Here is a 21,391-nt window from a genome sequence, read left to right as displayed (position 1 = left end):
AGTTCCGGGAGAGTCAAGATGGGCAAAATTATCGGTATCGACCTGGGGACCACCAACTCGTGCGTCTCCGTGCTGGAAAACGGCAAGGCCAAGGTTATTGAAAACGCTGAAGGCGCGCGCACCACGCCGTCGATCATCGCGTACGCCAACGATGGCGAAATCCTGGTGGGTCAGTCCGCCAAGCGCCAGGCTGTGACCAATCCGCATAACACCCTGTACGCGGTGAAGCGTCTGATCGGTCGCAAGTTCGACGAAGAAGTCGTTCAGAAAGACATCAAGATGGTGCCTTACAAGATCGCCAAGGCTGACAACGGCGACGCCTGGGTTGAAGTGAACGGCCAGAAAATGGCGCCGCCACAGATCTCGGCTGAAATCCTGAAGAAAATGAAGAAAACCGCCGAAGATTACCTCGGCGAGGCAGTGACTGAGGCTGTTATCACTGTCCCTGCTTACTTCAACGACAGCCAGCGTCAGGCGACCAAAGACGCCGGCCGCATCGCGGGCCTGGACGTAAAACGCATCATCAACGAACCCACCGCGGCCGCTCTGGCCTACGGCATGGACAAGGCCAAGGGCGATCACACCGTGATCGTTTACGACCTGGGTGGCGGTACCTTCGACGTTTCCGTGATCGAGATCGCTGAAGTCGACGGCGAGCACCAGTTCGAAGTGCTGGCGACCAACGGCGACACGTTCCTCGGTGGTGAAGACTTCGACATCCGCCTGATCGACTACCTCGTCGATGAGTTCAAGAAAGAAAGCGGTATGAACCTCAAGGGTGACCCGCTGGCCATGCAGCGCCTCAAAGAAGCCGCTGAAAAAGCCAAGATCGAACTGTCCTCGAGCCAGTCGACCGACGTGAACCTGCCGTACATCACCGCAGACGCCACCGGTCCGAAGCACCTGAACGTGAAGATTTCCCGCGCCAAGCTCGAAGCGCTGGTTGAAGACCTGGTTCAGCGCACCATCGAGCCTTGCCGCATTGCGATGAAAGACGCCGGTATCGACGTGGGTTCGATCAACGACGTGATCCTGGTCGGCGGCCAGACCCGTATGCCGCTGGTGCAGAAGCTGGTAACCGATTTCTTCGGTAAAGAAGCTCGTAAGGATGTGAACCCTGACGAAGCCGTTGCCATGGGGGCCGCCATCCAGGGCGCCGTTCTGGCTGGTGACGTGAAGGACGTTCTGCTGCTCGACGTCAGCCCGCTGACCCTGGGTATCGAAACCATGGGCGGCGTGATGACTGCGCTGATCGAGAAAAACACCACGATTCCTACCAAGAAATCCCAGGTGTTCTCGACTGCCGATGACAACCAGAGCGCCGTGACCATCCACGTGCTGCAAGGCGAGCGCAAGCAAGCCGCCCAGAACAAGTCGTTGGGCAAGTTCGACCTGGCCGAGATTCCACCGGCTCCACGTGGCGTGCCACAGATCGAAGTGACCTTCGACATCGACGCCAACGGCATCCTGCACGTCGGCGCGAAAGACAAGGCCACCGGCAAGACCCAGTCGATCGTGATCAAGGCCAACTCCGGCCTTTCCGAAGAAGAAATTCAGCAGATGGTTCGCGACGCTGAAGTGAACGCCGAGGAAGACCGCAAGTTCGAAGAGCTGGCAAGCGCGCGTAACCAGGGCGATGCCTTGGTGCACTCGACTCGCAAGATGATCGCCGACGCCGGTGACAAAGTGACCGCCGAAGAAAAAACGGCGATCGAAGCGGCTGTAGTTGCCCTTGAAGCTGCCGTCAAAGGCGACGACAAGGCGGCCATCGAAGCGAAGATCGAAGAGTTGTCGAAAGTCTCCGCGCCAGTGGCTCAGAAGATGTATGCCGAGCAAGCCCAGCCCGCTGAAGGCGCAGCGCCGCAAGGCGAGTCGGCCGAGAAAACCGACGATGTCGTCGACGCTGAGTTCGAAGAAGTGAAAGACAACAAGTAATCGCTTGTTGGTCGGCCGGTTGACTGCTTTTGTGCGGTGGCTGGTAGGATGTCGCCGCGCGGGAGCTTGCTCCCGCGTTGGCGTGTCTGGAGGCAGCGAATTTTTGCAGCATGCGACAAAGCTCGGGTGCTGACGGTGGGTTCGGGAATGCTCCTGCTTTCCGGGCGATATGCACCGAGACCAGGATCGTTGAATCGACGTGAGTTGGGTTCGGGCCTGTATGGAGGCCCAACGAGTTTGGCGAGGTTCAGGAGAGGTTTGCCGAACGTCCTATAAGAGTGCAAAGACTAATGGCAAAACGTGATTTTTACGAAGTATTGGGTGTTGAGCGGGGGGCCAGCGAAGCAGAGCTGAAGAAGGCCTATCGTCGCCTGGCGATGAAACACCACCCGGACCGTAATCCCGGCGACAAGGCTTCGGAAGAGATGTTCAAGGAGGCCAACGAGGCCTATGAAGTCCTGTCCGATTCCAGCAAACGCGCGGCTTACGACCAGTACGGCCATGCCGGTGTCGACCCTAGCATGGGTGGCGGCGGTGCCGGTTTCGGCGGACAGAACTTCTCCGATATTTTCGGCGATGTGTTCAGTGATTTCTTCGGTGGTGGCCGTGGCGGTGCCCGTGGTGGCGCCCAGCGAGGCAGTGACCTGCGGTACACGCTGGAGCTGAGCCTCGAGGAAGCGGTGCGGGGGACCACGGTCAATATCCGTGTTCCGACGCTGGTCAATTGCAAGCCATGCGACGGCTCGGGTGCCAAGAAGGGTTCCTCGCCAGTCACGTGCCCTACCTGTGGCGGTATCGGCCAGGTTCGCATGCAGCAAGGCTTCTTCTCGGTCCAGCAGACCTGTCCGCGCTGCCATGGCCAAGGCAAGATCATTTCCGATCCGTGCGATGCCTGCCATGGCGAAGGGCGTGTCGAAGAGTACAAGACGCTGTCGGTGAAAGTGCCGGCCGGTGTCGACACGGGCGACCGTATCCGCCTGTCTGGCGAAGGCGAGGCAGGTGCCCAGGGTGGTCCGACTGGCGATTTGTATGTGGTCATCAACGTGCGCGAACACGCGATCTTCCAGCGTGACGGCAAGCACTTGTTCTGCGAAGTGCCTATCAGCTTCGTCGATGCGGCGCTGGGTGGCGAGCTGGAAATCCCGACCCTCGATGGTCGCGTCAAGCTGAAGATCCCTGAGGGGACGCAAACCGGCAAGCAATTCCGGATTCGCGGCAAGGGCGTGGCGCCGGTGCGTGGCGGTGGTGCGGGTGACCTGATGTGCCGCGTTGCGGTAGAAACACCGGTCAACCTGAGCCGGCGTCAGCGGGAACTGTTGGAAGAGTTCCGCAGCTCGTTGGCGGATGACAATAGCCACTCCCCAAAAACCACTGGCTGGTTCGAAGGCGTGAAGCGCTTCTTCGGCGACCTGTAAGGAGTGGGCATGCGACGTATTGCTGTGATGGGCGCCGCGGGGCGCATGGGCAAGGCGCTGGTCGAGGCGGTGCAGCAACGCTCGCCGCTTTCGGGCCTGACCGCTGCCATCGTGAGGCCCGACAGTACGCTGGTAGGCGCCGATGCTGGCGAGTTGGCCTCGCTTGGGCGTATCGGCGTGCCAATGTCCGGTGGGCTGGAAAAGGTGCTCGACGAGTTTGACGTCCTGATCGATTTCACCCTTCCGGAAGTGATGCTCAAGAACCTTGCCATCTGCCGCAAGGCTGGCAAGGCCATGGTGATCGGCACGACCGGCCTGGATGCCGCGCAAAAGCAATTGCTGGCCGACGCAGGCAAGGACATCCCGATTGTATTTGCGGCGAACTTCAGCGTCGGCGTTAACCTGTCGCTGAAGTTGCTGGACTTGACTGCTCGAGTGTTGGGCGACGATGCGGATATCGAAATCATCGAGGCACATCACCGGCACAAGATCGATGCGCCTTCGGGCACCGCGTTGCGCATGGGTGAAGTGATTGCCGATGCGCTGGGTCGCGATTTGCAGGAAGTGGCCGTGTACGGGCGCCAGGGGCATACCGGTGCTCGGGACAGAGACACCATCGGTTTCGCGACCGTGCGTGGCGGCGATGTGGTGGGTGATCACACCGTGCTGTTCGCGACTGAGGGCGAGCGTCTGGAAATTACCCACAAGGCATCGAGCCGGATGACCTTCGCCAAGGGCGCTGTGCGTGCCGCGCTTTGGTTGGATGGTCGTGAGCCTGGTTTGTACGACATGCAGGATGTTCTCGACCTGCGTTGATGTCTCTGAAGACGGGGTTCAGGTTATACTGAGTCCCGTTTTACGCCGCTTCGCGACGACCTGTCGCATTCCCCTGCCTTTCAGGCTCATTAGCGGTGGACCAAAAAAGCCTTTTTCTGTAAGCTACAGCTTTAGTGTGTCCACTAAAAGCGCGCAGAATAATTCAGTGAACAAGCGGGGTGACGTGTCCATACGTCACTCCGCTTTTTTACAACCTGCGATCGCCCTTTCAGGCTTTATTTACGGGAGGTCTTCTTGACTAAGCCAGCCATACTCGCCCTTGCTGATGGCAGCATTTTTCGCGGCGAAGCCATTGGAGCCGACGGTCAGACCGTTGGTGAGGTGGTGTTCAACACCGCAATGACCGGCTATCAGGAAATTCTTACCGATCCTTCCTACGCCCAACAAATAGTTACCTTGACCTATCCGCACATCGGCAACACTGGCACCACGCCGGAAGACGCTGAGTCCGATCGTGTCTGGTCCGCTGGCCTGGTCATCCGCGACTTGCCGCTGGTAGCGAGCAACTGGCGTAACACGATGTCCCTCTCCGACTACCTGAAAGCCAACAATGTCGTGGCGATTGCCGGTATCGATACCCGCCGCCTGACCCGCATCCTTCGGGAAAAAGGCGCGCAGAACGGCTGCATCATGGCCGGCGACAACATTTCCGAAGAGGCGGCCATCGCCGCCGCCCAGGGGTTTCCAGGCCTCAAGGGCATGGACCTGGCGAAGGTCGTCAGCACCCAGAAGCAATATGAGTGGCGCTCCTCGGTCTGGGATCTGAAAACCGACAGCCACGCGACGATCGAAGCCTCCGAGCTGCCGTACCACGTGGTCGCGTACGACTACGGCGTCAAGTTGAACATCCTGCGCATGCTGGTCGCACGTGGCTGCCGCGTGACGGTAGTGCCAGCACAAACCCCGGCGGCTGACGTCCTGGCGCTCAAGCCTGATGGCGTGTTCCTGTCCAATGGCCCGGGTGACCCGGAGCCTTGCGACTACGCCATCCAGGCGATCAAGGATGTGCTGGAAACCGAGATTCCGGTATTCGGTATCTGCCTCGGTCACCAATTGCTTGCCCTGGCCTCGGGTGCCAAGACCGTCAAAATGGGTCATGGCCATCATGGTGCAAACCACCCGGTCCAGGACCTGGACACCGGCGTCGTCATGATCACCAGCCAGAACCACGGTTTTGCCGTCGACGAAGCGACCCTGCCGGCCAACGTGCGCGCGATTCACAAGTCGCTGTTCGATGGCACGCTGCAAGGTATCGAGCGTACCGACAAGAGCGCGTTCAGCTTCCAGGGCCACCCAGAAGCGAGCCCGGGCCCGAACGACGTGGCGCCGCTGTTCGATCGCTTCATCAACGAGATGGCCAAGCGACGCTGACCGCGTGAAGCCCGAGGGCGGCCCCGAAAACGGCGGCCCCCTCGGGCGCTTCAAAGATTGTTCGACGGCCTAGCCGACTGACCTGCGGATTTGAGTGACAAACCCATGCCAAAACGTACAGACATAAAAAGCATCCTGATTCTCGGCGCTGGCCCGATCGTGATCGGCCAGGCCTGCGAATTCGACTACTCCGGCGCCCAGGCCTGCAAAGCCCTGCGCGAAGAGGGCTATCGCGTCATCCTGGTGAACTCCAACCCGGCCACCATCATGACCGACCCGGCCATGGCCGACGCCACCTACATCGAACCGATCAAGTGGCAAACCGTTGCCAAGATCATCGAGAAGGAGCGCCCAGACGCTCTGCTGCCTACCATGGGCGGCCAGACCGCGCTGAACTGCGCCCTTGAGCTGGAGCGCGAAGGCGTCCTGGAGAAATTCGGTGTGGAAATGATCGGCGCCAACGCCGACACCATCGACAAGGCCGAGGACCGTTCGCGTTTCGACAAGGCGATGAAATCCATCGGCCTGGACTGTCCGCGCTCGGGTATCGCCCACAGCATGGAAGAAGCCAACGCGGTCCTGGAGCGCCTTGGTTTCCCGTGCATCATCCGTCCGTCCTTCACCATGGGCGGCACCGGTGGTGGCATCGCCTACAACCGTGAAGAATTCGAAGAAATCTGCGCCCGTGGTCTCGATTTGTCGCCGACCAAGGAATTGCTGATCGACGAATCCCTGATCGGTTGGAAAGAATACGAAATGGAAGTTGTCCGCGACAAAAAGGACAACTGCATCATCGTCTGCTCCATCGAGAACTTCGACCCGATGGGTGTGCACACCGGTGACTCGATCACCGTTGCGCCGGCCCAGACCCTGACGGACAAGGAATACCAGATCCTGCGTAACGCCTCCCTGGCGGTATTGCGCGAGATCGGCGTGGAAACCGGCGGTTCCAACGTCCAGTTCGGCATCTGCCCGAACACTGGTCGCATGGTGGTCATCGAGATGAACCCGCGGGTGTCCCGTTCGTCGGCCCTGGCCTCCAAGGCCACCGGTTTCCCGATCGCCAAGGTCGCCGCCAAGCTAGCCGTGGGCTACACCCTGGACGAGCTGTCGAACGACATCACCGGCGGCAAGACACCGGCGTCCTTCGAACCGTCCATCGACTACGTCGTGACCAAGCTGCCACGCTTCGCCTTCGAGAAGTTCGCCAAGGCTGACGCTCGCCTGACCACCCAGATGAAGTCGGTCGGTGAAGTCATGGCCATCGGCCGGACCTTCCAGGAATCTCTGCAGAAAGCCCTTCGCGGCCTGGAAGTGGGTGTTTGCGGCCTCGATCCGAAGCTGGACCTGAGCAACCCGGAAAGCATGAGCGAGCTCAAGCGCGAGCTGACCGTGCCGGGCGCCGAGCGTATCTGGTACGTGGCCGATGCCTTCCGCGCCGGCATGACCGTCGAACAGATTTTCGGCATGAACATGATCGATCCTTGGTTCCTGGTGCAGATCGAAGATCTGATCAAGGAAGAAGAGAAGGTCAAGACCCTGGGCATGTCCAGCATTGACCGCGACACAATGCTGCGCCTCAAACGCAAAGGCTTCTCCGATCAGCGCCTCGCCAAGTTGCTGGGCGTGACCGACAAGAGCCTTCGCGCCCATCGTCACAAGCTGGAGGTTTTCCCGGTCTACAAGCGCGTCGACACCTGCGCCGCTGAGTTCGCCACCGATACCGCCTACCTGTACTCCACGTACGAAGAAGAGTGCGAAGCCGCGCCGTCGAGCCGTGACAAGATCATGATCCTGGGTGGCGGCCCCAACCGGATCGGCCAGGGCATCGAATTCGACTACTGCTGTGTACACGCGGCACTGGCCCTGCGCGACGACGGTTACGAGACCATCATGGTCAACTGCAACCCGGAAACCGTGTCCACTGATTACGACACGTCCGATCGTCTGTACTTCGAGCCTGTCACCCTGGAAGACGTGCTGGAAATCGTCCGCGTCGAGAAGCCAAAGGGCGTGATCGTCCAGTACGGCGGCCAGACCCCGCTGAAACTGGCTCGTGCCCTTGAGGCCGCTGGCGTGCCGATCATCGGTACCAGCCCGGATGCCATCGACCGCGCGGAAGACCGCGAGCGCTTCCAGCAGATGGTCGAGCGCCTGAACCTGCGCCAGCCGCCAAACGCCACCGTGCGCAGCGAAGACGAAGCCATTCGCGCCGCCGCGAAGATCGGCTACCCGTTGGTTGTTCGTCCGTCCTATGTATTGGGCGGTCGCGCGATGGAAATCGTCTACCAGGAAGACGAACTCAAGCGTTACCTGCGCGAAGCGGTCCAGGTGTCCAACGACAGCCCGGTATTGCTTGACCACTTCCTCAACTGCGCCATCGAGATGGACGTGGATGCGGTCAGCGACGGCAAGGATGTGGTGATCGGCGCGATCATGCAGCACATCGAACAGGCCGGTGTTCACTCCGGTGACTCCGCTTGCTCGTTGCCACCTTACTCGCTGCCGGCGCACATCCAGGACGAGATGCGCGAACAGGTCAAGAAAATGGCCTTGGAGCTGGGCGTCATCGGCCTGATGAACGTGCAACTGGCCCTGCAGGGCGAGGACATCTATGTCATCGAAGTCAACCCGCGCGCTTCCCGGACCGTGCCGTTCGTTTCCAAGTGCATCGGTGTTTCCCTGGCAATGATCGCTGCACGGGTCATGGCTGGCAAAACCCTGCAAGAGCTGGGCTTTACCAAGGAAATCATCCCGAACTTCTACAGCGTGAAAGAAGCGGTGTTCCCGTTCGCCAAGTTCCCGGGTGTTGACCCGATCCTCGGCCCGGAAATGAAATCCACCGGTGAAGTCATGGGCGTGGGCGATACTTTCGGTGAGGCTTTCGCCAAGGCCCAGATGGGCGCCAGCGAAGTGTTGCCGACGGGTGGCACGGCGTTCATCAGTGTGCGTGATGACGACAAGCCACTGGTTGCAGGCGTGGCCCGTGATCTGATCAACTTGGGCTTCGAAGTGGTCGCCACTGCCGGTACTGCCAAGCTGATCGAAGCGGCAGGCCTGAAAGTGCGCCGCGTGAACAAGGTGACCGAGGGCCGTCCGCACGTGGTCGACATGATCAAGAATGACGAAGTCACGCTGATCATCAACACCACCGAAGGTCGCCAGTCGATCGCTGATTCCTATTCCATTCGTCGCAATGCGCTGCAGCATAAGATCTACTGCACCACGACCATTGCTGCCGGCGAAGCGATCTGCGAAGCGCTCAAGTTCGGCCCTGAGAAGACCGTACGTCGCTTGCAGGATCTACATGCAGGATTGAAGGCATGAGCATAACCAAGTACCCCATGACCGTTCAGGGCGCTCGCGCCCTGGAAGAAGAGCACGCTCACCTGACCAAGGTCGAGCGTCCTCGCTTGAGCCAGGCCATCGGTGAGGCCCGTGAGCTGGGCGACCTGAAGGAAAACGCCGAATACCACGCTGCCCGTGAAGAGCAGGGCATGGTCGAGGCGCGTATCCGTGACATCGAAGGCCGTATGCAGAACGCGGTGATTATCGATGTCACCACGATTCCGCACACTGGCAAAGTGATTTTCGGCACCACCGTGGAAATCGCCAACGTCGAGACTGATGAAAGCGTCACTTACCAGATCGTTGGCGAGGACGAGGCGGACATCAAGCTCGGCAAGATTTCAGTCGGTTCCCCTATCGCCCGTGCCTTGATTGCCAAGGAAGAGGGTGACGTGGTTGCCGTGAAGACGCCTGGCGGTGTCATCGAGTATGAGATTGTCGAAGTCCGTCATATCTGAACGAAGGCGCCCGCTGCGAGCGGGCGCCATGATCTGGCAGCTCGCCCAGATGTTGTGGGTGGGCGGCGTCTGGTTGCTGCACATCGGTCTGCTGCCGGTACTGGGCAAAATTGGCCTGGCGCCGCTGCTTATCGATGAAATCGCGAGCATGCTGACGGCGCTGCTGGTGGGATTTTCCGCAGCGTGCGTGCTGTTTCAGGCACTGGTGTTGGTTCAGGCTGAGGGTTTTGTCAGTCTATGGCGCGACATTCGTGGGCAATTGCTGCTCATGTCGTTGTACGCATGCGGGATGTTCCTGGCGGTGCGTCTCGGTTGGCCAAGTGCAACGCAGTGGCAGGTATTCAGTTACCTGATACTGGGTTTTTCCGGATTGGTGCTAGTGTTGCAACCGGTTCCCGGCTGGAGCGGCAGGGTGTGCGAAGCACACCCTTGACCCTTTGGTATCACTTGAAGCGGTGAACGTTCGACAATTGCTTGTTGACGCTGAAGTTCTTGCGGTAAATCAGCGCCATCTTGCCGATGACCTGCACGAGGTCTGCCTTTCCGACTTTACACAGTTCGGCAACGGCAGCCAGGCGGGCTTCGCGGTCGAGGATGTTGAGCTTGATCTTGATCAGCTCGTGATCGCCCAAGGCGCGTTCCAGTTCGGCGAGCACACCCTCAGTCAAACCGTTGTCAGCCACAGTCAAAACCGGTTTCAGATGGTGGCCAATGGATTTGTATTGTTTCTTCTGCTCTTGAGTGAGCGGCATAATCTGACCCCTGCGTCTGATCTTGTAAAAAGCGGCGGCCAGTTTACCCGAGCGAGTCCGGGACCGCCCAGTTAATCACGACGCGATTTATTTTTTAGAGGTGGCCCGTGGCCCGTTCCAAGACTAGCCAGAACTGGCTCAAAGAACATTTCAACGACCCTTACGTCAAAATGGCGCAAAAAGACGGCTATCGTTCGCGCGCCAGCTATAAATTGCTGGAGATCCAGGAAAAAGATCGCCTGATTCGTCCTGGCATGACCGTGATCGATCTCGGCGCAGCGCCGGGAGGCTGGTCGCAAGTAACCAGTCGTCTGATTGGCGGCCAGGGGCGGCTGATCGCTTCCGATATCCTGGAAATGGACGGCATCCCCGATGTCACCTTCATCCAGGGCGACTTCACGGAAGACGCGGTGTTGGCGAAAATCCTGGAGGCCGTCGGAAATACCGAAGTCGACCTTGTGATTTCCGATATGGCCCCCAATATGAGTGGATTAGCGGCTGTCGACATGCCTCGTGCGATGTTTCTGAGCGAGCTGGCCCTGGATCTGGCTGGGCGGGTTCTGCGTCCGGGTGGTGATTTCCTGATCAAGGTTTTCCAGGGCGAGGGCTTCGATGAGTACCATAAGGGTATCCGCAAGCTGTTCGACAAAGTGCAGATGCGCAAGCCGTTGTCGTCCCGTGACCGTTCTCGCGAGCAGTACCTGCTGGCGCGTGGGTTCCGCGGGATTGAAGGCGCTGCCAGTGATGAGCGTCTTTAATCAGGGGCGATAGTTTTTTTTGTCTCGCCTTGAAAATGGCAGGTAACGAAAATTACGCGAGTCAAAGTTTCACAAAGGGTTACAGACGGCGCCTGCCAAGTCGCAGGTAATGTAGTAAGTTAGGCCGGTGAATATCATGCGAAGCGCGCGCCAGTAGCGGAGCTTGCTTCAGAGGGTAGTTAATTGAACGATATGGCAAAGAATCTGATCCTGTGGTTGATCATCGCTGCTGTCCTTGTGACCGTGATGAACAACTTCTCCAGCCCTAACGAGCCGCAGACCCTCAACTATTCCGACTTCCTCCAGCAGGTCAAGGAAGGCAAGGTCGAGCGCGTAGCCGTTGATGGCTATGTGATTACCGGCAAGCGCGCCGATGGCGACACTTTCAAGACCATTCGTCCGGCTATCCAGGACAACGGCCTGATCGGCGACCTGGTGGACAATCATGTCGTGATCGAAGGCAAGCAGCCCGAGCAGCAAAGCATCTGGACCCAGCTTCTGGTCGCCAGCTTCCCTATCCTTGTGATCATTGCGGTGTTCATGTTCTTCATGCGCCAGATGCAGGGTGGAGCCGGAGGCAAGGGCGGGCCGATGAGCTTCGGCAAGAGCAAGGCGCGGCTGTTGTCCGAAGATCAGGTCAAGACCACCCTTGCCGACGTCGCGGGTTGCGATGAGGCCAAGGAAGAAGTGGGTGAGCTGGTCGAGTTCCTGCGCGATCCGGGCAAGTTCCAACGCCTGGGTGGCCGCATCCCACGTGGTGTGCTGATGGTTGGCCCGCCGGGGACAGGTAAAACGCTGTTGGCCAAGGCGATTGCCGGCGAAGCGAAAGTGCCGTTCTTCACGATTTCCGGCTCCGACTTTGTCGAAATGTTCGTCGGCGTGGGCGCCAGCCGTGTTCGTGACATGTTCGAACAAGCCAAGAAACACGCGCCGTGCATCATCTTCATCGACGAAATCGACGCGGTCGGTCGTCACCGTGGTGCTGGTATGGGTGGTGGTCACGACGAACGTGAGCAAACCCTCAACCAGTTGCTGGTGGAGATGGACGGTTTTGAAATGAACGACGGCATCATCGTGATTGCCGCCACCAACCGTCCAGACGTGCTTGACCCCGCGCTGTTGCGTCCAGGTCGTTTCGACCGCCAAGTCGTGGTGGGGCTGCCAGACATCCGCGGTCGCGAGCAGATCCTGAAGGTCCACATGCGCAAGGTGCCAATGGGTGACGATGTCGCTCCAGCGGTCATCGCCCGCGGTACGCCGGGTTTCTCCGGTGCGGATCTGGCGAACCTGGTAAACGAAGCGTCGTTGTTCGCGGCCCGTTCCGGCAAGCGCGTCGTTGAAATGAAAGAGTTCGAATTGGCCAAGGACAAGATCATGATGGGCGCCGAGCGCAAATCGATGGTCATGTCGGAAAAGGAAAAGCAGAACACGGCTTACCACGAGGCGGGTCACGCTATCGTTGGTCGAGTAGTGCCTGAGCATGATCCGGTTTACAAGGTTTCGATCATCCCGCGCGGTCGCGCGCTGGGTGTGACGATGTTCCTGCCGGAAGAAGACCGCTACAGCCTCTCCAAGCGTGCCTTGATCAGCCAGATCTGTTCGCTGTACGGCGGTCGTATCGCTGAAGAGATGACGTTGGGTTTCGATGGCGTGACGACTGGTGCGTCAAACGACATCATGCGTGCCAGCCAGATTGCGCGAAACATGGTGACCAAGTGGGGCTTGTCCGAGAAGCTCGGGCCGCTGATGTATGCCGAGGAAGAAGGCGAAGTGTTCCTTGGCCGCGGTGGCGGTGGTCAACATGCAAGCTTCTCCGGTGAGACTGCCAAGCTGATTGACACTGAAGTTCGCAGCATCATCGACCACTGCTACGGCACGGCGAAGCAGATCCTCACGGACAATCGCGACAAGCTGGATGCGATGGCCGATGCCTTGATGAAATATGAAACCATCGATGCCGAGCAGATCGATGACATCATGGCAGGCCGCACGCCACGTGAGCCTCGGGATTGGTCCGGTGGCACGGGTGCCTCAGGTACGCCTCCGGCGGTGCAGGGCGAGCGTCCGGAAACACCCATCGGCGGCCCGGCTGCCGACGTTTAAGGCTTGAAATGACTTCTGTTCAGTCCTCGACCCGGTTGCCTTGCGGCAACCGGGTTCTTGATTTGGCCCATGTGCATGTCATGGGCATCCTCAATGTCACTCCTGATTCCTTTTCCGATGGTGGGCGCTTCAGTCAGCTCGACGCTGCGTTGCGACATGCGCAAGCCATGGTCTGCGCTGGCGCGACGTTGATCGATGTTGGCGGAGAGTCCACTCGTCCCGGTGCGCGGGCGGTTTCGCCTACGGAAGAGCTGGAGCGAGTGGCGCCGATTGTCGAGCGCATCCATCGCGAGCTCGATGTCGTCATCTCAGTCGATACGTCCACGCCCGCAGTCATGCGGGAGGCGGCGCGCTTGGGTGCGGGGCTTATCAACGATGTTCGCTCCTTGCGTCGAGATGGCGCTCTGGATGCGGCCGCCGCTACGGGCCTGCCGGTTTGCCTGATGCATATGCTGGGCGAGCCTGGAACCATGCAGGACGACCCGCATTATGACGACGTGACCAAGGAGGTGGGCGAGTTCCTGGCGGAGCGCATGAACCAGTGCGCTGCCGTGGGCATTCCCGCCGAGCGCATTATCCTTGACCCTGGATTCGGTTTTGCGAAGACAGTGGCCCACAATCTAAGCCTGTTCAAACATATGGAAGCCTTGCATGCCCTTGGGCGACCCTTGTTGGTTGGGGTTTCGCGAAAGAGCATGATAGGCAACGCCCTGGGGCGTCCGGTAGGAGAGCGCCTCTATGGAGGTCTCGCCCTGGCGGCCCTGGCCATTACGAAAGGCGCGCGTATATTACGGGTGCATGATGTGATCGAAACAATGGATGTCGTGCGGATGATCGCCGCGGTGGATTCAGCCGAATAAGAATGATGGAGCACTTATGAGCAAAAAATACTTTGGCACCGACGGTATCCGTGGTCGGGTCGGCGAATACCCCATTACCCCCGATTTCATGCTCAAGCTTGGCTGGGCTGCCGGCATGGCGTTCCGAAAGATGGGGGCCTGCAAGGTCCTGGTCGGAAAGGACACGCGCATATCCGGCTACATGTTCGAATCGGCCCTTGAGGCTGGCCTGACCTCCGCAGGTGCCGATGTCATGCTGCTCGGGCCGATGCCTACACCTGCCATCGCCTACCTGACGCGTACATTTCAGGCGCAGGCTGGCATTGTGATCAGTGCGTCGCATAACCCTCATGACGACAACGGCATCAAGTTCTTCTCCGGCAAGGGCACCAAGCTGCCGGACGAAATCGAACTGATGATTGAAGAGTTGCTGGACGCGCCCATGACGGTGGTCGAGTCGAGCAAGATCGGCAAGGTATCCCGGATCAACGACGCATCGGGCCGCTACATCGAATTCTGCAAAGGCAGTGTTCCAACCGGTACCAGTTTTTCTGGGCTGAAGATCGTTGTCGATTGTGCCCATGGAGCAACCTACAAAGTTGCACCGAGCGTTTTTCGAGAGCTGGGCGCCGAGGTGGTGGTGCTTTCTGCCCAGCCTAACGGGCTGAACATCAACCATAACTGCGGTTCGACCCACACCGAGGCATTGCAGGCGGCTGTACTGGCTGAACATGCGGATCTCGGTATCGCCTTTGACGGTGATGGCGACCGAGTGCTGATGGTCGATCACACCGGTACGGTTGTCGACGGTGATGAGCTGCTGTTCATTATTGCTCGTGATTTGCACGGTCGGGGCAAGCTGCAAGGTGGTGTTGTCGGGACATTGATGAGCAACCTCGGACTTGAGCTGGCCCTGGCTGACCTGGATATTCCCTTCGTGCGCGCCAATGTGGGCGACCGCTACGTGATTTCCGAGCTGCTGGAGCGCAGTTGGGTGATTGGTGGCGAGAACTCGGGGCACATCGTTTGCTTCGACCATACCACCACCGGTGATGCGATCATTGCCGCGTTGCAGGTGCTGATGGCGCTCAAGGCGCGCAACGAAGGGCTCGCCCAGTCGCGCCAGGCGTTGCGCAAGTGTCCGCAGGTATTGATCAACGTACGTTTCGGCGGCGGTGTGAATCCACTCGAACACACGATGGTCAAGCAAGCCAGCGAGCGAGTGACCCAGGCGATGGCTGGGCGCGGAAGGGTATTGTTGCGCAAGTCAGGGACAGAGCCTTTGGTGCGTGTAATGGTCGAAGGCGAGGATGAAGCACAGGTCCGTGGTTATGCCGAAGAGTTGGCAAAACTCGTTACTGAAGTTTCTGCCTGAATTCGGCTTGCCAGTCATGAAACGGTTGGGTAACATCTGCGCCCACTTTGACCGACGAGGTACAGCATGCGTCGCCCTATGGTAGCTGGTAACTGGAAGATGCACGGTACCCGCGCCAGCGTCGCTGAGCTGATCAAAGGCCTTCGTAGTCTGGCCTTGCCAAGCGGTGTTGATGTCGCGGTATTCCCGCCTTGCCTGTATATCAACCAAGTGGTTGATGGCTTGAAGGGTAAGTCGATTTCGATCGGTGCGCAGAACTCTGCGGTGGAATCCATGCAAGGCGCGTTGACCGGTGAGATTGCACCGAGCCAGCTCGTTGATGCAGGTTGTTCGCTGGTTCTGGTAGGGCACTCCGAGCGCCGCATGATCATGGGCGAGCAGGATAAAGCCCTGATCCGCAAGTTTGCTGCGGCCCAGGCCTGTGGCCTTGTTCCGGTGCTGTGCGTAGGGGAGACCCTGGAACAGCGTGAATCCGGGCAGACGCTTGAAGTGGTAGGGCGCCAACTGGGTAGCATTATCGAGGACCTGGGTGTCGGAGCCTTTGCCAAGGCGGTCATCGCTTACGAGCCTGTCTGGGCCATTGGTACCGGACTGACGGCTTCGCCGCAGCAGGCGCAGGATGTGCACGCCGCCATCCGCGCGCAGCTGGCGGCAGAAAATTCTGAAGTGGCACGAGGTGTGCGGCTTCTATACGGCGGCAGCGTGAAGGCGGCCAATGCGGTCGAACTGTTCGGCATGCCGGATATCGATGGGGGGCTCATTGGTGGAGCGTCCCTGAATGCAGATGAGTTCGGTGCGATCTGTCGCGCCGCGGGAAACTGAAAAAATGCTGGAAACAGTCGTAGTCGTTTTTCATCTGCTGGGCGCGCTGGGTGTTGTCGCTCTCGTATTGCTGCAGCAGGGTAAAGGTGCGGATGCTGGTGCGTCTTTTGGTGCAGGTGCTTCAAATACTGTATTCGGAAGCCAAGGTTCCTCTACCTTTCTTAGTAAGTTTACTGCTATACTCGCCGCCGGTTTCTTCATAACCAGCTTAGGGTTAGGTTACTTTGCTAAAGAGAAGGCTCATGAGCTGACTCAGGTAGGTTTGCCAAACCCAGCGGTGTTGGAAGCGCCAAAACAACAACCGGTTTCTGATGATGTCCCGGTGCTTCAAGAGCAAAAGTCGGCCAACTCGGCGACTGACGTGCCTCCAGCTCAAGAGCAGAAGTAAGAAAGTTTCAAACGCTGTATTGCCGAGGTGGTGGAATTGGTAGACACGCAACCTTGAGGTGGTTGTGCCCATAGGGTGTAGGGGTTCGAGTCCCCTTCTCGGTACCAATTATCAGGAGAGCCCGCTATTGCGGGCTTTCTTGTAGGTGGAAGGGTTACATTGACCCTATAAGGGATCGGTCGTATACTTCCGCCCCAGCTTTGTCGCGGGATGGAGCAGCCTGGTAGCTCGTCGGGCTCATAACCCGAAGGTCGTCGGTTCAAATCCGGCTCCCGCAACCAGTTTCAGGGCCCCTTCCAAGGGGCTTTTTGTTAGCTGGACACTTTACAACGCCGCTGTTCAACGGCGTTTCAAGGATGGGCGTTTCGCCCATTTTTTATTTTGCACAGCATGCACTACATGCACGAGGGGGTTCAGGTGTCGAGCAAGCTAGAAGAGTTGCAGGCCTTGTTGGCCCCGGTGGTCGTGGCCCTAGGCTATGAATGCTGGGGTATTGAGTTTTCGGCTCAAGGTCGCCACTCAATGTTGCGCGTTTATATTGATAAAGAAGGCGGTGTGCTGGTGGACGATTGCGCCATTGTCAGCCGTCAGATCAGCGGTGTGCTGGATGTTGAAGATCCAATCACATCCGAATACACCCTTGAAGTTTCCTCGCCTGGCATGGAGCGCCCTCTGTTCACCCTTGAGCAGTTCGCTTTGTTTGCCGGTGAACAAGTGAAAATCAGGCTGCGCTCGCCTTTCGAAGGTCGACGCAACTTCCAAGGCCTTCTACGCGGTGTAGAAGAGCAGGACGTCGTGGTTCAAGTAGACGAACACGAATTCCTGTTGCCGATCGATATGATCGACAAGGCCAACATTATTCCCAGTTTTGACTGATACGTGCCAGATACTGCGGATCCCGCGGATCCAATGGCTTGCGAAAGGCGAGGCGTACGATGAGCAAAGAAGTACTGCTGGTTGTTGAGTCGGTATCCAATGAAAAGGGCGTACCGGCTAACGTTATTTTTGAAGCGCTGGAGCTGGCCCTGGCCACTGCTACCAAGAAGCGGTTCGAAGACGAAGTTGATCTGCGTGTGGAAATCAATCGCCACACCGGTGCCTACGAGACTTTCCGTCGCTGGACGGTAGTCGAGGAAGAGGACCTGGACGATCCGGCTATCGAAACCTGGCCGAGCAAGGTCGCGGAAACGCACCCGGGCGCCAAGGTCGGCGATGTCGTCGAAGAAAAAATCGAATCCATCGAGTTCGGTCGCATCGCTGCACAAACTGCCAAGCAGGTCATTGTGCAGAAAGTTCGCGAAGCCGAGCGCGCACAAGTTGTTGACGCTTATCGCGAGCGCCTGGGAGAAATCATCTCCGGCACCGTGAAAAAAGTGACACGCGACAACGTGATCGTCGACCTGGGCAACAACGCCGAAGCGTTGCTGGCCCGTGAAGACATCATTTCTCGCGAAACCTTCCGGGTCGGCGTGCGTTTGCGCGCGCTGCTCAAGGAAATCCGCACCGAGAACCGGGGCCCGCAGCTGATCCTGTCGCGTACCGCGCCGGAAATGCTGATCGAGCTGTTCCGCATCGAAGTGCCGGAAATTGCTGAAGGTCTGATCGAAGTCATGGCCGCGTCCCGTGATCCGGGTTCGCGCGCCAAGATCGCGGTCCGCTCCAAGGACAAGCGCATCGACCCGCAAGGTGCCTGCATCGGCATGCGTGGTTCGCGTGTCCAGGCCGTATCCGGCGAGTTGGGCGGCGAGCGTGTGGACATCGTCCTCTGGGACGACAACCCGGCTCAGTTCGTGATCAATGCCATGTCGCCTGCTGAAGTGGCGGCAATTATCGTCGACGAAGATGCCCACGCCATGGACATCGCCGTTGGCGCAGACAATCTCGCTCAGGCCATCGGTCGCGGTGGTCAGAACGTGCGTCTGGCCAGCCAATTGACTGGCTGGACCCTGAACGTGATGACCGAATCGGACATCCAGGCTAAGCAGCAAGCTGAAACCGGCGACATCCTGCGCAACTTCATCGAAGAGCTTGAAGTCGATGAAGAGCTGGCGCAGGTGCTGGTGGATGAGGGCTTTACCAGCCTGGAAGAGATTGCCTACGTACCGGTGGAAGAAATGCTCAACATCGACGGCTTTGACGAGGAAATCGTCAACGAGCTTCGCGCTCGGGCCAAGGATCGTTTGTTGACCAAAGCCATCGCTACTGAGGAAAAGCTGGCAGACGCCCATCCGGCCGAAGACCTGCTCTCGCTTGAGGGCATGGACAAGGATTTGGCGATGGAACTGGCGGTGCGCGGCGTAATTACCCGCGAAGACCTGGCCGAGCAGTCTATTGACGACCTGCTCGACATCGACGGCATTGACGATGATCGTGCCGGCAAGTTGATCATGGCCGCCCGAGCCCACTGGTTCGAGTAATTAGGCGCGGCCTGAGGAGAGAAGTGCATGACGCAAGTCACGGTGAAACAACTGGCCGATGAGGTCAAAACACCGGTAGAGCGCCTGTTGCAGCAGATGCGTGAGGCAGGTCTGCCGCACACCGCCGCCGAGGAACATGTGACCGACAGTGAGAAGCAGTCCCTGCTGACTCACTTGAAGAGCAGTCACAAGGCGAAAGTGGAAGAACCGCGCAAGATCACACTGCAGCGTAAAACCACCAGCACCCTGCGTGTTGCCGGTAGCAAAAGCATCAGCGTTGAAGTACGCAAGAAGAAAGTCTTCGTACAGCGCAGCCCGGAAGAAATCGAAGCCGAGCGCAAACGCGAACTGGAAGAACGTCGTGCAGTGGAAAATGCTGCTCGCCAGAAGGCTGAAGAAGAAGCCAAGCGTCGCGCTGAAGAAGAAGCGCGTCGCCAGCCTGCTGCTGCGCAACCCGCTCCAGCCGAAGCTGTCGAGGCTGCGGCCCCGGTAGCCGAGCCTGTGCGTGAAGCCGCACCGGTCGCGGCACCAGCGCCGGCTCCGGCCGACACTCGCAAGCGCGATGAGCAGCGTCGTCCCGACAAGCCACGTGCCGACGACAACCGTCGTGGCGGTAACGATGGCGAGCGCAAGAATGCTCCTCATCGTGCTTCGGTCAAGGAAAAGGCGCCGGCTCCACGCGTTGCGCCTCGTACTACCGACGAAGAAAGCGATGGCTTCCGTCGCGGCGGTCGCGGCAAGGCCAAGCTGAAGAAACGCAACGCCCACGGTTTCCAGAGCCCTACCGGCCCTGTCGTGCGCGAAGTGAAGATCGGCGAGACCATCACTGTGGGCGACCTGGCCCAGCAGATGTCGGTCAAGGCTGCTGAAATCATCAAGTTCATGTTCAAGCTGGGTACCCCGGCCACCATCAACCAGGTACTGGATCAGGAAACTGCCCAGCTGGTCGCCGAAGAACTGGGCCACAAAGTGACCCTGGTCAGCGACACCGCCCTGGAAGATTCCCTGGCCGAGTCGCTGAAGTTCGAAGGCGAAGCGGTCGCCCGTGCGCCGGTCGTGACCGTCATGGGTCACGTTGACCATGGTAAGACGTCGCTGCTCGACTACATTCGTCGCGCCAAGGTTGCGGCGGGCGAGGCTGGCGGTATTACCCAGCACATCGGCGCCTACCACGTTGAAACCGACCGCGGCATGGTGACGTTCCTCGACACCCCGGGTCACGCCGCGTTTACCGCGATGCGTGCCCGTGGTGCCAAGGCCACCGACATCGTGATCCTGGTGGTCGCGGCGGACGACGGCGTCATGCCGCAAACCATCGAAGCTGTTCAGCATGCCCAGGCAGCTGGCGTGCCGCTGGTGGTTGCAGTGAACAAGATCGACAAGCCGGGCGCTGATCTCGATCGCATCCGCAGCGAACTGTCGGTTCACGGCGTGACCTCTGAAGAGTGGGGTGGCGACACTCCATTCGTCCCGGTTTCCGCGAAGATGGGTACTGGCGTCGACGAACTGCTCGAAGCCGTCCTGTTGCAGGCCGAGGTTCTGGAATTGACCGCTACGCCTTCGGCTCCAGGCCGTGGCGTGGTGGTTGAATCGCGCCTCGACAAGGGCCGCGGCCCGGTGGCGACCGTGCTCGTCCAGGACGGTACCCTGCGCCAAGGCGACATGGTGCTGGTCGGTTCGAACTATGGCCGCGTGCGCGCCATGCTCGACGAGAACGGCAAGCCAATCAAGGAAGCCGGTCCGGCTATCCCGGTCGAGATCCTCGGCCTGGACGGTACTCCGGACGCTGGCGACGAAATGAGCGTTGTGGCTGACGAGAAGAAAGCCCGTGAAGTCGCGCTGTTCCGTCAAGGCAAGTTCCGCGAAGTCAAGCTGGCCCGTGCTCACGCCGGCAAGCTGGAGAACATCTTCGAGAACATGGGCCAGGAAGAGAAGAAGACGCTCAACATCGTCCTCAAATCCGACGTCCGTGGCTCGCTGGAAGCTTTGCAGGGCGCTCTGAACGGCCTGGGTAACGACGAAGTGCAAGTGCGCGTGGTCGGTGGCGGTGTCGGTGGTATCACCGAATCCGACGCCAACCTGGCACTCGCCTCCAACGCTGTACTGTTTGGCTTCAACGTGCGTGCCGATGCCGGTGCTCGCAAGATCGTCGAGCAGGAAGGCCTGGACATGCGTTACTACAACGTGATCTACGACATCATCGAAGACGTCAAGAAAGCGTTGACCGGTATGTTGGGCAGCGACGTGCGGGAAAACATCCTGGGCGTGGCCGAAGTTCGCGATGTGTTCCGTTCGCCGAAGTTCGGTGCGATCGCCGGTTGCATGGTGATCGAAGGTGTCGTTCACCGTAACCGTCCGATCCGTGTATTGCGTGAAGACATCGTTATCTTCGAAGGCGAGCTGGAATCCCTGCGCCGCTTCAAGGATGACGCTTCCGAAGTGCGTGCCGGCATGGAGTGCGGTATTGGCGTCAAGAGCTACAACGACGTCAAGGTTGGCGACAAGATCGAAGTCTTCGAGAAGGTCCAGGTTGCTCGCAGCCTCTGACTCGCGCACTTCAAGAGCCGCATCGG

General features: G+C 59.1%; 17 protein-coding genes and 2 tRNA genes. 18 read left to right on the top strand and 1 reads right to left on the bottom strand.

The genetic code is table 11. From position 1 onward, the window contains the following. Positions 1-18 precede the first annotated feature (18 nt). From dnaK to ACLK1G_RS11785, 7 genes are all read left to right on the top strand, one after another. Positions 19-1,935, top strand: coding sequence for a molecular chaperone DnaK (dnaK, locus tag ACLK1G_RS11815; protein ID WP_420765587.1), 1,917 nt, complete (start codon positions 19-21; stop codon positions 1,933-1,935). Between the two features lie 290 nt (positions 1,936-2,225). Further along, the gene (gene dnaJ / locus ACLK1G_RS11810) at positions 2,226-3,350 is read left to right on the top strand and encodes a molecular chaperone DnaJ (RefSeq protein WP_420765586.1); all 1,125 of its coding nucleotides are present in this window, start codon (positions 2,226-2,228) and stop codon (positions 3,348-3,350) included. A gap of 9 nt (positions 3,351-3,359) precedes the next feature. Further along, positions 3,360-4,166 carry a 4-hydroxy-tetrahydrodipicolinate reductase gene (dapB, locus tag ACLK1G_RS11805; protein WP_420765585.1) on the top strand — a complete coding sequence of 269 codons (807 nt, stop codon included), beginning with the start codon at positions 3,360-3,362 and terminating at the stop codon, positions 4,164-4,166. Positions 4,167-4,421: 255 nt separating this feature from the next. Next, entirely contained in the window at positions 4,422-5,558 is a 1,137-nt protein-coding gene (gene carA / locus ACLK1G_RS11800; RefSeq protein WP_420765584.1) for a glutamine-hydrolyzing carbamoyl-phosphate synthase small subunit, read from the top strand. A gap of 105 nt (positions 5,559-5,663) precedes the next feature. Next, positions 5,664-8,885: a carbamoyl-phosphate synthase large subunit gene (carB, locus tag ACLK1G_RS11795; protein WP_420765583.1), complete on the top strand. Its 3,222-nt coding sequence runs from the start codon at positions 5,664-5,666 to the stop codon at positions 8,883-8,885. A 2-nt stretch (positions 8,886-8,887) separates the two neighbouring features. Then, positions 8,888-9,364, top strand: coding sequence for a transcription elongation factor GreA (greA, locus tag ACLK1G_RS11790; protein WP_420765659.1), 477 nt, complete (start codon positions 8,888-8,890; stop codon positions 9,362-9,364). A gap of 28 nt (positions 9,365-9,392) precedes the next feature. Next, on the top strand, positions 9,393-9,797 hold the full coding sequence (locus ACLK1G_RS11785) for an MFS transporter (RefSeq protein ID WP_420765582.1): 405 nt from the start codon (positions 9,393-9,395) through the stop codon (positions 9,795-9,797). A gap of 10 nt (positions 9,798-9,807) precedes the next feature. Here ACLK1G_RS11785 and ACLK1G_RS11780 read toward each other — a convergent pair whose 3' ends face one another. Continuing rightward, positions 9,808-10,116, bottom strand: a complete 309-nt coding sequence (locus ACLK1G_RS11780; RefSeq protein WP_181287543.1) for a YhbY family RNA-binding protein — start codon at positions 10,114-10,116, stop codon at positions 9,808-9,810. Between the two features lie 107 nt (positions 10,117-10,223). Between ACLK1G_RS11780 and rlmE the strand changes: the two genes are divergently transcribed. The 11 genes from rlmE (at position 10,224) to infB (ending at position 21,365) form a co-directional block, all read left to right on the top strand. Then, a complete protein-coding gene (rlmE, locus tag ACLK1G_RS11775) occupies positions 10,224-10,874 on the top strand; it encodes a 23S rRNA (uridine(2552)-2'-O)-methyltransferase RlmE (protein WP_039592319.1) in 651 nt (216 codons plus the stop codon). A gap of 192 nt (positions 10,875-11,066) precedes the next feature. Beyond that, on the top strand, positions 11,067-12,977 hold the full coding sequence (gene ftsH / locus ACLK1G_RS11770) for an ATP-dependent zinc metalloprotease FtsH (protein WP_420765581.1): 1,911 nt from the start codon (positions 11,067-11,069) through the stop codon (positions 12,975-12,977). 8 nt (positions 12,978-12,985) lie between these two features. Next, a complete protein-coding gene (gene folP, locus ACLK1G_RS11765; RefSeq protein ID WP_420765580.1) occupies positions 12,986-13,837 on the top strand; it encodes a dihydropteroate synthase in 852 nt (283 codons plus the stop codon). A gap of 16 nt (positions 13,838-13,853) precedes the next feature. Continuing rightward, positions 13,854-15,191, top strand: a complete 1,338-nt coding sequence (gene glmM, locus ACLK1G_RS11760) for a phosphoglucosamine mutase (RefSeq protein ID WP_420765579.1) — start codon at positions 13,854-13,856, stop codon at positions 15,189-15,191. A 66-nt stretch (positions 15,192-15,257) separates the two neighbouring features. Then, positions 15,258-16,013, top strand: a complete 756-nt coding sequence (tpiA, locus tag ACLK1G_RS11755) for a triose-phosphate isomerase (protein ID WP_420765578.1) — start codon at positions 15,258-15,260, stop codon at positions 16,011-16,013. 4 nt (positions 16,014-16,017) lie between these two features. After that, the gene (gene secG, locus ACLK1G_RS11750) at positions 16,018-16,401 is read left to right on the top strand and encodes a preprotein translocase subunit SecG (RefSeq protein WP_420765658.1); all 384 of its coding nucleotides are present in this window, start codon (positions 16,018-16,020) and stop codon (positions 16,399-16,401) included. A 21-nt stretch (positions 16,402-16,422) separates the two neighbouring features. Then, positions 16,423-16,508 (top strand) — tRNA-Leu (locus tag ACLK1G_RS11745). A gap of 97 nt (positions 16,509-16,605) precedes the next feature. Continuing rightward, positions 16,606-16,682, top strand: a tRNA-Met gene (locus tag ACLK1G_RS11740). Positions 16,683-16,818: 136 nt separating this feature from the next. Next, the gene (gene rimP / locus ACLK1G_RS11735) at positions 16,819-17,277 is read left to right on the top strand and encodes a ribosome maturation factor RimP (RefSeq protein WP_420765577.1); all 459 of its coding nucleotides are present in this window, start codon (positions 16,819-16,821) and stop codon (positions 17,275-17,277) included. Between the two features lie 59 nt (positions 17,278-17,336). After that, entirely contained in the window at positions 17,337-18,818 is a 1,482-nt protein-coding gene (gene nusA, locus ACLK1G_RS11730) for a transcription termination factor NusA (RefSeq protein WP_420765576.1), read from the top strand. Between the two features lie 27 nt (positions 18,819-18,845). After that, positions 18,846-21,365, top strand: a complete 2,520-nt coding sequence (gene infB, locus ACLK1G_RS11725) for a translation initiation factor IF-2 (protein ID WP_420765575.1) — start codon at positions 18,846-18,848, stop codon at positions 21,363-21,365. Positions 21,366-21,391: the final 26 nt, after the last annotated feature.

The organism is Pseudomonas algeriensis, from assembly GCF_048847255.1.
In the GTDB taxonomy this organism is placed as follows: domain Bacteria; phylum Pseudomonadota; class Gammaproteobacteria; order Pseudomonadales; family Pseudomonadaceae; genus Aquipseudomonas.
The sequence above is the reverse complement of the archived record's forward strand: the minus strand, read 5'-3'. Positions and strand labels throughout refer to the sequence as shown.

Excerpts from the sequence above, each read along its gene's own strand:
- dnaK (WP_420765587.1), top strand. The coding sequence starts at position 19 with ATGGGCAAAATTATCGGTATCGACCTGGGGACCACCAACTCGTGCGTC.
- carB (WP_420765583.1), top strand. The coding sequence starts at position 5,664 with ATGCCAAAACGTACAGACATAAAAAGCATCCTGATTCTCGGCGCTGGC.
- nusA (WP_420765576.1), top strand. The coding sequence starts at position 17,337 with ATGAGCAAAGAAGTACTGCTGGTTGTTGAGTCGGTATCCAATGAAAAG.
- secG (WP_420765658.1), top strand. The coding sequence starts at position 16,018 with ATGCTGGAAACAGTCGTAGTCGTTTTTCATCTGCTGGGCGCGCTGGGT.
- ACLK1G_RS11780 (WP_181287543.1), bottom strand. The coding sequence starts at position 10,116 with ATGCCGCTCACTCAAGAGCAGAAGAAACAATACAAATCCATTGGCCAC.
- ACLK1G_RS11785 (WP_420765582.1), top strand. The coding sequence starts at position 9,393 with ATGATCTGGCAGCTCGCCCAGATGTTGTGGGTGGGCGGCGTCTGGTTG.
- ftsH (WP_420765581.1), top strand. The coding sequence starts at position 11,067 with ATGGCAAAGAATCTGATCCTGTGGTTGATCATCGCTGCTGTCCTTGTG.
- glmM (WP_420765579.1), top strand. The coding sequence starts at position 13,854 with ATGAGCAAAAAATACTTTGGCACCGACGGTATCCGTGGTCGGGTCGGC.
- dnaJ (WP_420765586.1), top strand. The coding sequence starts at position 2,226 with ATGGCAAAACGTGATTTTTACGAAGTATTGGGTGTTGAGCGGGGGGCC.
- tpiA (WP_420765578.1), top strand. The coding sequence starts at position 15,258 with ATGCGTCGCCCTATGGTAGCTGGTAACTGGAAGATGCACGGTACCCGC.
- infB (WP_420765575.1), top strand. The coding sequence starts at position 18,846 with ATGACGCAAGTCACGGTGAAACAACTGGCCGATGAGGTCAAAACACCG.
- folP (WP_420765580.1), top strand. The coding sequence starts at position 12,986 with ATGACTTCTGTTCAGTCCTCGACCCGGTTGCCTTGCGGCAACCGGGTT.
- dapB (WP_420765585.1), top strand. The coding sequence starts at position 3,360 with ATGCGACGTATTGCTGTGATGGGCGCCGCGGGGCGCATGGGCAAGGCG.